Genomic DNA, 11,443 nt, shown 5'->3' with positions numbered 1-11,443 from the left:
AGCAGTAAGGGAACTATGTGAAGCGAAGCAGTCCGCTGTCACCGTTGTTGCTTGGAGCCTACGGGCTCCTGGCCCTGAATCTCCAACCGGTTGCCCAGGCAGCCGATGATATAGACCCCCACCTGCGCCACATCGGGCCATCGCTGCTACGCGATACGCCCGCCGCGGTGCCTGCGCGGCCACCGACCGGCATGGCCCCGGTCGCCAGTGGCGAGCGCCTGGGCCTGACCGAAGCGGTGTTGCAGGCCGCGCAATGGCACCCCAGCATCGCCGAAGCGATCGGCAACCTGTACAAACAAGGCGAAGGTATCAACGTAGCCCGCGCGGGTTACTACCCGCAGATTTCCGGCGGCATCCGCACCGGTTATGACACTGGCTACGGGGGCGATCGCAACAGCCAGGCCCTCAACCTGTCGCTCAAGCAGATGCTCTACGATTTCGGCAAGGTCGACAGCGCCGTCAACGCCGCGCAGGCCGCCGCCGCGCGGGCCCAGGCCAATATCCTGCTGGTGGTGGACGACCTGGCCCGTGACACCGCCTATGCCTGGATCGAAACCCGCCGCTACGAACAGTTGATGGCCATTGCCCGCGAGCAGATCCGCGGGGTGGGCGACATTGCCGGGATGGCTCGCCAGCGCAGCGACATGGGCGCCAGCACCCGCTCCGACGTGGTACAGGCCGAATCCCGCGTGGAAAGCGCCCGCGCCACGCTGGAGAAATACCAGTCGCAGTACGAGCGCTGGCGCTCCACCCTGGCCGCGCTGATGGGCCGCGTGACCCCGCCGGCCCTGGCCGAACAGTCGCCTGCGGCGTTGAACCAGGCCTGCAAGCGGCCTGCGCAAGGCGATGATCGCCTGCCGGCCGTGCTGATGGCCCTGGCCCAGCGTGCGCAAGGCCAGGCAGAGCTGGCCCAGGCCAAGGCAGAGGCCTACCCGACCGTGTCGCTGCAGCCCCAGGTCAACCATTACCTGGACAACGACTACAACCGCGACAACTCACGCATGGACCGCACCCAGGCGGGCATCTACCTCAACGTCGAGGTACCGTTCTACCAAGGTGGTGCGATCAGCGCCCGCAGCCGCGCTGCCAGCCACGCCTTGAGCGCCGCCGACTCCGCCGAAGATGCCGCGCGCCTGCAGGCACGGCGTGGCCTGGCCGAGGCCCAGGCACAAACCTCCGGGCTGGGCCGCCGGCTGAGTTCGCTGGAAGCGCGCCAGGTCAGCATCCAGGAGGCGCGCATGCTCTATGGCCGCCAGTATCTGGACCTGGGCACACGGCCCCTGCTCGACCTGCTCAACGCCGAGCAGGAGATCTACCAGTCACGGTTCGAACTTGCCGGCACCCGCTCCGACCTGCTGCGCCTGGATGTCGACTGCCTGTACAACACCGGCGCGCTGCGCGCGGCCTTTGGCCTTGAGGGGCGCAACCTGCAAGGTGTGGAGATCCAGCCATGAGCGATTCGATCAATGTAACCCTGCCCACCCAGCCAGCGGCAGCAGCGCCTGAGGCGGCCCAACGGCCTGACCTGGGGCCGTGGCTGGAGGTGATGCTGCAGGTGGCGCACCACTACCGCCTGGACGTGTCGCCCCAGCGTATTCGCCTGGCGGCGGTGGAGGATGCCCGGCCGCTGGACGAAATTCTTCGCCACATGGCCCGCCAGGCCGGCCTGGCACTGCGCTTCGTGCGCTTCGATGCCAAGGGCCTGCGGCAATGGCGTACACCGCTGGTACTGGAGCTGGACGATGGCCAGTTGGCCGTCGTCGAGGCAGTCACCGAAGAAGATGACCTGGCGGTGGTGTTCGCCGGTGACCAGGGCCTGACCACACGCCTGCCCCGCGCCACGCTCAAGGGCCGCATCACCCGGGTTGCGCTGCTGCGCCCGGCGCGACCACTGCGCGATGTGCGCACCGATGACTACACCGCCCCCTACGACCGCCACTGGTTCGCCCGTATCGTGCTGCGCGACCTGCGCCCCTATGGGCAAGTGATGGTCGCCTCGCTGGTGGCCAACGTGCTGGCGCTGGCCGGGGTGCTGTTTTCGATGCAGGTCTACGACCGTGTGATCCCGGCAGAATCGCTGCCCACCTTGTACGTGCTGTTCGGCGGCGTGGTGCTGGCGCTGGTGTTCGACTTCAGCATGCGCCTGCTGCGCTTGAAGGTCACCGACCTGCTCGGCAAGCGCGCCGACCTGCGGGTGAGTGACCTGGTCTATGGCCATGCCTTGCGCCTGCGCAACTCGGTGCGGCCGAAGTCCACCGGCTCGTTCATTTCGCAACTGCGCGAGCTGGAGTCGATCCGTGACCTGATCACCTCCAGTACTGCCACGGCGTTGGCCGACCTCCCGTTCTTCCTGCTGTTCTTGTTCGTGTTCTGGCTGATCGGCGGCGTGCTGGTGTTCATCCCGCTGGTGGCGCTGCTGGCCATGCTGCTGCCAGGCTTGCTGGCGCAGCGGCGCCTGGCGCGGCTGGCCAACGCCTCGATGCGCGAGTCGGCGTTGCGCAACGCCATGCTGGTGGAAAGCATCCAAGGCCTGGACGAAATCAAGGCGCTGCAGGCCGAAGCACGCTTCGAGCGCCAGTGGAACCAGTACAACGCAGCCTGTGCACACACCAACCTGCGCCTGCGCACGCTCACCAACGGCCTGGTGACCTGGACCCAGAACGTGCAAGGTGCCGTGGTTATCGTGGTCGGTGCACCGATGGTGATCGCCGGCGACCTCACCACCGGTAGCCTGGTGGCGGCGTCGATGCTGTCGTCGCGAATGATGGCGCCGCTGGCCCAGCTGACCCATGTGCTGACCCGCTGGCAGCAGGCCAAGGTCGCCCTGCAAGGCCTGGACAAGCTGATGCAGTCGGCGGTCGACCACCCCGAAGGCGAAGCACGCGTGCACCTGCCGGCAATCCGCGGTGAATACCGCCTGCGCCAGGCCAACTTCCGCTACAGCGAAGAGTCCCCCCCGGTGCTCAACATTGGCCAACTGGATATTCAGCCGGGCGAACGCATTGCAGTGCTCGGCCGCAACGGCGCGGGCAAGTCCACCCTGCTGCAGGCGTTGGGCGGGGCCATGGACCTGGTACAGGGCGAGGTCAGCCTGGACGGCATCGCCCTGGCCCACCTCGACCCTGCGGACCTGCGCCGCGACGTAGGCCTGCTGCCGCAGTACGCGAGGCTGTTCCACGGCACCCTGCGGGAAAACCTGACCCTCGGCGCCGGCCAGGCCAGCGACCAGGAACTGGTGGCCGCGCTGGCTGCTACCGGGGCGCTGGACTTTGTCCGCCGCCTGCCCAAGGGCATGGACCACCTGATCCTCGAAGGCGGTCTGGGCCTGTCTGGCGGCCAGCGCCAGGCGCTGGTGCTGTCGCGCCTGCTGGTGCGCCAGCCACAGGTGCTGCTGCTGGATGAACCCACGGCATCGCTGGACGACATGACCGAGCGCAAACTGCTGGATAACCTGGAGCGCTTCTGCCAGGGCCGCACGCTGGTGATCGCTACCCACCGCCTGAGCGTGCTGCAACGGGTCGAGCGCATCGTGGTGCTCGACGGCGGGCGCATCGTGATCGATGACACCCGCGATGCCGCATTGGCCAAATTGCAAGGAGCGCAGGCATGAGCAACCACGAACTCCCGGCATCCTACCTGGACGGGCAGGACGACCAGGCCGTTTTCCGCGCCGGGCGCATCATCACCCTCAGCGCGCTGATGCTGGCCGCGTTCCTGGCCTGGGCCGCCTGGTTCGAGGTGACCGAGGTTTCCACCGGCACCGGCAAGGTCATCCCCAGCTCCCGGGAGCAGGTGATCCAGTCGTTCGAAGGGGGTATCGTCGCGCAGATGAACGTGGCCGAAGGCGACCTGGTCGAGCGCGGCCAGGTACTGGCCCAGCTCGACCCGACCAAGACGGCCTCCAGCGTGGGCGAAAGCGAGGCCAAGTACCGCGCCGCCAAGGCCAGCCAGGCCCGGCTGCAGGCCGAGGTGACCGGCAAGCCGCTGGTCTTCCCGGCCAGCCTGCGCGACTCGCCCGAGCTGATCGAAGCGGAAACGGCGCTGTACCAGACACGCCGCCGCGGCCTGGAGCAGACCCTGGCCGGCATCGAGGATTCGCTGAGGCTGGTGCGCAGCGAGCTGAAGATCACCGAAAACCTGGCGAAAATGGGCGCCTCCAGCCGGGTCGAGGTCATCCGCCTGAACCGCCAGCGTTCGGAGCTTGAACTCAAAGCCAACGAGGCCCGGTCCGACTACCTGGTGCGCGCCCGGGAGGAGCTGGCCAAGGCCAGCGCCGAGGCCGACAGCCTGTCAGAGGTGATCCGCGGGCGCAGCGACTCGCTCACCCGCCTGACCCTGCGTTCGCCGGTGCGCGGCATCGTCAAGGACATCGAGGTGAACACCCTGGGCGGCGTGGTACAGCCCGGGGGCCAGGTGATGAAGATCGTGCCGATGGACGAGCGCCTGCTGATCGAAACCCGCATCGCCCCCCGCGACATTGCCTTCATCCACCCCGACCAGGCGGCCAAGGTCAAGATCAGTGCCTATGACTATTCGGTGTATGGCGGGCTGGATGGCAAGGTGGTGGGTATTTCGCCGGATACCTTGCAAGACGAGGTGAAACCGGAAATCTACTACTACCGCGTGTTCATCCGTACCGAGCAGGACAGCCTGAAGAACAAGGCCGGCAAGCACTTCGCGATTGTCCCGGGCATGATTGCCACGGTGGATATCCGCACTGGCGAGAAAACCATCCTCGATTACCTGATCAAGCCGCTGAACCGGGCCAAGGAGGCCCTGCGCGAGCGGTAACTGGCCGGGGCCGCTTTGGGCCCAATCGCCGGCTCCCACAGGCGCTGCATATCTTTGGGCAACCACCTGTCAGCCCTGATGTGATCCCTGTGGGAGCCGGCTTGCCGGCGATTGGGCCAGAACAGGCAATACAGACCTAAAGCCCGGCCCAACCAGGCCGATAACCGGTTATCCCCCCTGTTTCCCACCGAAGGTCACCATGGCCACGCAAAAAGCCCGCGCGGACTCCTTGTCGCTGCTGCTGTTCACCCTGCGCAGCGGCAAGCTGATGGCAATCAACCTGCTCAAGGTCAGCGAGATCATCCCCTGCCCGCCGCTGACCAAGCTGCCCGAGTCGCACCCCCACGTGAAAGGCGTAGCGACCTTGCGTGGCCATTCGTTGTCGGTCATCGACCTGTCCCGCGCCATCGGCGAGCAGCCGCTGGAGGACCCGCAAGGCGGTTGCCTGATCGTCACCGAGATCAGCCGTTCGCGCCAGGGCCTGCACGTGCAGGCCGTAAGCCGCATCGTGCATTGCCTGAGCACCGACATCAAACCGCCGCCCTATGCCTCGGGCAACCGCTCGTTCATCACCGGTGTTACCCGCGTCGACAACACCTTGGTGCAGGTGCTGGATATCGAGAAGGTCATTCACGGCATTGCCCCGCCTGCGCCAGAGCCCGCGCGCGGCTCAGTAAGCGCAGAAGACGCCAGCCTGCTGGCCGCCACCAATATCCTGGTGGTGGACGACAGCCAGGTGGCCCTGCAGCAGTCGGTGCACACCCTGCGCAACCTGGGCATCGAGTGCCACACCGCGCGCAGCGCCAAGGACGCGATCAATGTGCTGCTGGAACTGCAAGGCACTGCACAGGAGATCAACGTGGTCGTCTCCGATATCGAAATGAGCGAGATGGATGGCTACGCCTTCACCCGAACCCTGCGTGAAACCCCCGACTTCCAGCACCTGTACGTGCTGCTGCACACCTCGCTGGACAGCGCCATGAGCAGCGAGAAGGCAACCCAGGCCGGGGCGAATGCCATCCTCACCAAGTTTTCCTCGCCGGAGCTGACCGATTGTCTGGTGGTGGCAGCACGTGCCGTGGTGTTCGCCGAGCCCTGATATATTCAGCGACAAACTCCCCGGCTTGCTGCCGGGGGTAAGTCGGGCATAATTCGCGCCCTCGCAAAAAATTTGCCGGAACCCGCCATGAAGTATCTCAGCTCCATCCTGCTCGGCTGCGCCCTTTTCAGCGGTATCGCCCAGGCTTCCAGCAGCCAGGCCTGGAACACGCAGCGCCAGCAGATGCTCAAAGCCTGCCTGGCGGCCAGCCAGTTCAAGGACGCCCACGCCCGCGGCAAGCCCGCCGAATTCGACGACCAGGTAGGCATGAGCGCCTTGCTGGTCGAAGGTGTCTACCCGCAAAAGCACATGCAGCAGCGCACTGGCACCGAGCTGTGCCTGTACGACCGCCAACAGCAGCGTGCCTTCGTCAGCGAATGGAGCCCGCAAGCCAAGTGACCGCCACCTTGCGTTTTGGCTGCACCGGATGCGGCAAGTGCTGCAGCGGCCACCATGTCCCCCTGACCCTGGCCGAGGCGGGCCGCTGGGCAACTGACGGCGGTCAGGTGGTTGTGCTGATCGAAGCCTTCGTCACCGATGGCCCGGGCATGCCGGTGGAGCAACGTGAGCATGTGCTGCGCCGGTCGTACCCGGTAGCCTGCGGCAATGGCGAGGCGCGGGTGTCGGTGACCTTTGCCGCGTTCAACCCCGGCCGCTGCCGCAACCTGGACGACAACGACCGCTGCAGTATCTATGAGCAACGGCCGTTGGTGTGCCGCATCTACCCGGTGGAAATCAACCCGCACCTCCCCCTGCGCCCAGAGGCCAAGGACTGCCCGCCAGAAGCCTGGCAGCAGGGGCCTGCGCTGCTTCACGGCACGCAATTGGTGGATGCCGGGCTGGAAGCGCTGGTGCAGGCTTCACGCCAGGCCGACCGTGACGACATTGCCGCCAAGGTGGCGGTGTGCCAGGCACTGGGCATGACCACCAGTGCGCTCAAGGGTAACGGGTTTACCGCCTACCTGCCGGACATGGGCGCGTTTGCCGGAGCGCTGGCGCAGGTGCCGAATGATGACGGTACACAGTGGACCTTGCATGTGGAGGATGAAACGCTGGCGGCGGGCTTGCAGGCGCATGGTTTGCGCACGACCAGCGAGGCCCCGGTGTACTACGCCTTTATCGGTTTCTAGCTCTGCAGGTGGTGGGAGGGGGTTCACTCGCGAAGGAGCAGACCGTGCAGCCGGTTATCTGAAACTGACACGGCTGTCAGCCAGCGGTCACGCTGCCGACCCGGTTCGGCGGCTATAAGATTGAATGACTGACCACCCTTCCCCTCTGGCCAAGGTGCCCGCGCCAATGCGACGTCCGTTCCGCTCTGCCTTGCTTGCCGCCTTGGTACTCATCCTGGTAGCAGCGGGAACCTGGTTCACCCAGCGCCAGCCTGCCCCCGCCGCCCGCACGCAAACGGCCATCCCGGTGCGGGTGGTAACCGTCGCCCAACAGGACGTACCCCGCTACGCCAGCGCCATCGGTTCGGTGCTGTCGCTGCACAGCGTCGAGGTGCGCCCGCAGGTCGAGGGGGTACTGATCCAGGTCCTGGTCAAGGAAGGCCAGTGGGTCAAGCAGGGCGACTTGCTCGCCACCCTCGACGACCGCGCCATACAGGCCCAGCTCGACCAGGCGCGCGCCCTGCTCGGCCAAAGCCAGGCGCAGATCCAGGTGGCGGCAGTGGACTTGCGGCGCTACCGCCTGCTCAGCCGCGATAACGGCGTGTCCAGGCAACAGCTCGACCAGCAACAGGCACTGGTCAACCAGTTGCAGGCCACCGTCAAAGGCAACCAGGCAGCCATCGCCAACGCCCAGGTGCAGCTGTCGTACACCCGGATCCGCTCGCCGGTGACTGGCCGGGTGGGCATTCGCAACGTCGACCCGGGCAACCTGGTACGCACCAGTGACACGCAAGGCTTGTTCAGCGTGACGCAGATCGACCCGATCGCCGTCGAGTTCGCCCTGCCCCAGCATATGCTGCCAACCCTGCAACGCCTGCTCACGGCACCGGCACCTGCGCTGGTGCAGGCGTACATGGACGCTGACGGCGAACGCAGCCTGCTTGGCGAAGGCCACCTGGCGCTGATCGACAACCAGGTTTCCGCCACCACCGGCACCGTGCGGGTCAAAGCCGAATTCGACAACAAGGACGGCCGCCTGTGGCCGGGGCAACTGGTCACCGTCCGCCTGCGCACCGCCGTGCAAGAAAACGCCCTGGTGGTCCCGCCGCCGGTGGTGCAACGTGGGGTGGACGGGCACTTCGTCTACCGCCTGGACGGCGACAAGGTCACCAGCGTGCCGGTCAAGGTGCTGTACCAGGACAGCGAGCTGAACGTCATTGCCGGGGTCAAGCCGGGTGAGCGCGTGGTGCTCGATGGCCAGTCGCGGCTCAAGCCCGGTTCACGGGTAGAGGTCAGCCCCGATGCGCCTACAGCGCCGGCCATGGCAGACCAGCGGAGCCAGCCATGAACACGCGCAACGGTGTTTCAGCCTGGTGCATCGACCACCCCATCGCCACCTTGTTGCTGACCTTCGCCCTGGTGCTGTTGGGCGCCATCGCCTTCCCACGGCTGCCGGTCGCCCCCTTGCCCGAGGCCGATTTCCCCACCATTCAGGTGACCGCGCAACTGCCCGGCGCCAGCCCGGAAACCATGGCCTCGTCGGTGGCAACCCCGCTGGAGGTGCAATTCAGTGCCATCCCCGGCATGACCCAGATGACCAGCAGCAGTGCGCTGGGCTCGACCACCCTGGTGCTGCAGTTCACCCTCGACAAGAACATCGACACGGCCGCGCAGGAAGTGCAGGCGGCGATCAATACCGCCACTGCGCGCCTGCCGCAAGACCTGCCCAACCCGCCCACCTGGCGCAAGGTAAACCCGGCCGACAGCCCGGTGCTGGTGATGACAGTCAGCTCCAGCCAGATGCCCGGCAACGACCTCAGCGACTACGCCGAAACCCTGCTGGCTCGGCAGTTGAGCCAGATCGAGGGGGTCGGCTTGATCAACATCACCGGGCAACTGCGCCCGGCGATCCGCGTGCAGGCACAGCCGGAAAAACTCGCCGCCATCGGCCTGACCCTGGCTGACCTGCGCCAGGCAATTCAGCAAACCAGCCTGAATCTGGCCAAGGGCGCCCTGTACGGCGAACACAGCGTGTCGACCCTGGCCGCCAATGACCAGCTGTTCCACCCCGAAGACTACGCGCAACTGATCGTCTCGTACCGCAACGGTGCACCGGTGTACCTGCAGGACGTGGCCACGGTCATCAGCGGCGCGGAAAACGCCTACGTCAAGGCCTGGTCCGGCGACCAGCCGGGGCTGAACCTGGTGATCTTCCGCCAGCCCGGCGCGAATATCGTCGACACCGTGGACCGGGTCATGGCCGCGCTGCCCAAGCTGCAGGAAATGCTGCCGGCCTCGGTCGAGGTGTCGGTGCTGCAGGACCGCACGCAAACCATCCGCGCCTCGCTGCACGAGGTGGAGCTGACCTTGATGATCGCCGTGGCGCTGGTCATCGGGGTGATGGCGCTGTTCCTGCGCCAATGGTCGGCGACGCTGGTGGTATCCAGCGTACTCGGTGTATCGCTGATCGCCAGTTGCGCACTGATGTATGTGCTGGGCTTCAGCCTGAACAACCTGACCTTGGTGGCCATCGTCATTTCCGTGGGCTTCGTGGTGGACGATGCCATCGTGGTGGTGGAGAACATCCACCGCCACCTGGAAGCCGGCGACGACAGCCGCACCGCAGCGCTAAAGGGTGCCGGGGAAATCGGCTTCACCGTGGTCTCGATCAGCCTGTCGCTGATCGCAGCGTTCATCCCACTGCTGTTCATGGGCGGGGTGGTTGGCCGGCTGTTCAAGGAATTCGCCCTGACCGCCACATCCACCATCCTGATTTCGGTGGTGGTGTCGCTGACCCTGGCGCCGACCTTGTGTGCGCTGTTCATGCACCGCCCACCTGGCGGGCACCAGGGCGGTTTCGGCGAACGCCTGGTCAACTGGTACGAGCGGGGCCTGGACGGTGCCCTCGCTCACCAGCGCGTGACGCTGGGCGTGTTCGCTGTGACCCTGGCGCTGGCGGTCGTGGGCTACGTGGCCATCCCAAAGGGCTTTTTCCCGCTGCAGGACACCGGCTTCATCCTTGGCACCAGCGAGGCGGCCGCGGATGTGTCCTACCCGTCGATGATCGAGAAACACCAGGCGCTGGCGAAAATCATCGGCGCCGACCCGGCGGTGCGCGCGTTCTCGCATTCGGTGGGCGTTACCGGCAGCAACCAGACCATCGCCAACGGCCGTTTCTGGATTGCCCTCAAGCCCCGTGGCGAGCGGGATGTCTCGGCCAGCGAACTGATCGACCGCCTGCGCCCCAAGCTGGCCCAGGTACCGGGGATCGTGCTGTACATGCGCGCCGGCCAGGACATCAACCTCAGCTCCGGCCCTTCACGCACCCAGTACCAGTACGTGCTCAAGAGCAACGACGCCGAGGCGCTCAACCTGTGGACCCAGCGCCTGACCGAGCGGCTGCGCAACAACCCGGCGCTGCGCGACCTGTCCAATGACCTGCAATTGGGGGCCAGCGTCACGCGCATCGACATCGACCGCCAGGCCGCCGCCCGTTTCGGCCTGACCACCACCGACGTCGACCAGGCACTGTACGATGCCTTCGGCCAGCGCCAGATCAGCGAGTTCCAGACCGACACCAACCAGTACAAGGTCATTCTGGAACTGGATGCGCGCCAGCGCGGCAAAGCCGAGAGCCTCAACTACTTCTACCTGCGCTCGCCCCTGAGCAATGAAATGGTGCCCCTGGCGGCCGTGGCCCATGTGGCGCCGCCCAGCACCGGGCCGCTGTCGATCAGCCACGACGGCCTGTTCCCGGCCGCCAACCTGTCGTTCAACCTGGCCCCGGGCGTGGCCCTTGGCGATGCGGTGAGCATCCTTGAACGCACCCAGCGCGAGCTGGGCATGCCCGATTCGATCAGCGGCAACTTCCAGGGCGCGGCGCAGGCCTTCCAAAGCTCGCTGGCGAGCCAGCCTTGGCTGATCCTGGCGGCGCTGGTGGCGGTGTACATCATTCTTGGCGTGTTGTACGAAAGTTTTGTCCACCCACTGACGATCATCTCCACCCTGCCCTCGGCGGGCCTTGGCGCGTTGATCCTGCTGTGGGCCATGGGCCAGGATTTCAGCATCATGGGGCTGATCGGCATCGTGCTGCTGATCGGCATCGTCAAGAAAAACGGCATCCTGCTGATCGACTTTGCCCTGCAAGCCCAGCGCCAGCAGGGCCTTACACCGGAGCAGGCGATTCACCAGGCCTGCTTGACGCGGTTCCGGCCGATCATCATGACCACCCTGGCCGCGCTGCTCGGCGCGGTACCGCTGATGTTCGGCTTTGGCACCGGCGCCGAATTGCGCCAGCCACTGGGCATTGCAGTGGTCGGCGGCCTGCTGGTTAGCCAGGCGCTGACGCTGTTCACCACCCCGGTCATATACTTGGCCCTGGAGCGCCTGTTCCATCGCCGTCAGGCTGCCCGCGCGGCAGCGCCAAGTGCCAGCTAGGACAAGA

At 66.1% G+C, this 11,443-nt stretch carries 8 protein-coding genes; all 8 read left to right on the top strand.

Features of this window, described 5'->3' with window-relative positions; translation table 11 throughout:
• Window positions 1–17: 17 nt before the first annotated feature.
• The 8 genes from GEV39_RS03875 to GEV39_RS03840 all read left to right on the top strand — a co-directional run bounded on the left by GEV39_RS03875 (window position 18) and on the right by GEV39_RS03840 (window position 11,436).
• Complete coding sequence (locus tag GEV39_RS03875) at window positions 18–1,454, top strand: TolC family outer membrane protein (RefSeq protein ID WP_173887629.1); 1,437 nt, start codon at window positions 18–20, stop codon at window positions 1,452–1,454.
• Window positions 1,451–3,610, top strand: coding sequence for a type I secretion system permease/ATPase (locus tag GEV39_RS03870; protein ID WP_173887628.1), 2,160 nt, complete (start codon window positions 1,451–1,453; stop codon window positions 3,608–3,610). The genes GEV39_RS03875 and GEV39_RS03870 overlap by 4 nt, the downstream gene beginning before the upstream one ends.
• Window positions 3,607–4,791 carry an HlyD family type I secretion periplasmic adaptor subunit gene (locus GEV39_RS03865; protein WP_173887627.1) on the top strand — a complete coding sequence of 395 codons (1,185 nt, stop codon included), beginning with the start codon at window positions 3,607–3,609 and terminating at the stop codon, window positions 4,789–4,791. Before GEV39_RS03870 ends, GEV39_RS03865 begins: the two co-directional genes overlap by 4 nt.
• A 199-nt stretch (window positions 4,792–4,990) precedes the next feature.
• Window positions 4,991–5,890 (top strand): chemotaxis protein, encoded by a 900-nt coding sequence (locus GEV39_RS03860; protein ID WP_173887626.1) that lies wholly within the window; start codon window positions 4,991–4,993, stop codon window positions 5,888–5,890.
• 87 nt (window positions 5,891–5,977) lie between these two features.
• Window positions 5,978–6,289, top strand: a complete 312-nt coding sequence (locus tag GEV39_RS03855; protein WP_173887625.1) for a hypothetical protein — start codon at window positions 5,978–5,980, stop codon at window positions 6,287–6,289.
• Window positions 6,286–7,020, top strand: a complete 735-nt coding sequence (locus GEV39_RS03850; protein ID WP_173887624.1) for a YkgJ family cysteine cluster protein — start codon at window positions 6,286–6,288, stop codon at window positions 7,018–7,020. Before GEV39_RS03855 ends, GEV39_RS03850 begins: the two co-directional genes overlap by 4 nt.
• A 166-nt stretch (window positions 7,021–7,186) precedes the next feature.
• Window positions 7,187–8,347 carry an efflux RND transporter periplasmic adaptor subunit gene (locus GEV39_RS03845; protein WP_173887623.1) on the top strand — a complete coding sequence of 387 codons (1,161 nt, stop codon included), beginning with the start codon at window positions 7,187–7,189 and terminating at the stop codon, window positions 8,345–8,347.
• Window positions 8,344–11,436: a multidrug efflux RND transporter permease subunit gene (locus GEV39_RS03840; RefSeq protein WP_173887622.1), complete on the top strand. Its 3,093-nt coding sequence runs from the start codon at window positions 8,344–8,346 to the stop codon at window positions 11,434–11,436. Before GEV39_RS03845 ends, GEV39_RS03840 begins: the two co-directional genes overlap by 4 nt.
• Window positions 11,437–11,443 lie beyond the last annotated feature (7 nt).

Source organism: Pseudomonas sp. NY5710 (assembly GCF_013305665.1).
Classification (GTDB): Bacteria; Pseudomonadota; Gammaproteobacteria; order Pseudomonadales; family Pseudomonadaceae; genus Aquipseudomonas; species Aquipseudomonas juntendi.
This window is presented reverse-complemented; position numbering and strand designations above follow the sequence as displayed.

What these genes read in the sequence shown, in the direction of transcription:
- GEV39_RS03860 (WP_173887626.1), top strand. Translation starts at nt 4,991, where the DNA reads ATGGCCACGCAAAAAGCCCGCGCGGACTCCTTGTCGCTGCTGCTGTTC.
- GEV39_RS03845 (WP_173887623.1), top strand. Translation starts at nt 7,187, where the DNA reads ATGCGACGTCCGTTCCGCTCTGCCTTGCTTGCCGCCTTGGTACTCATC.
- GEV39_RS03840 (WP_173887622.1), top strand. Translation starts at nt 8,344, where the DNA reads ATGAACACGCGCAACGGTGTTTCAGCCTGGTGCATCGACCACCCCATC.
- GEV39_RS03865 (WP_173887627.1), top strand. Translation starts at nt 3,607, where the DNA reads ATGAGCAACCACGAACTCCCGGCATCCTACCTGGACGGGCAGGACGAC.
- GEV39_RS03855 (WP_173887625.1), top strand. Translation starts at nt 5,978, where the DNA reads ATGAAGTATCTCAGCTCCATCCTGCTCGGCTGCGCCCTTTTCAGCGGT.
- GEV39_RS03870 (WP_173887628.1), top strand. Translation starts at nt 1,451, where the DNA reads ATGAGCGATTCGATCAATGTAACCCTGCCCACCCAGCCAGCGGCAGCA.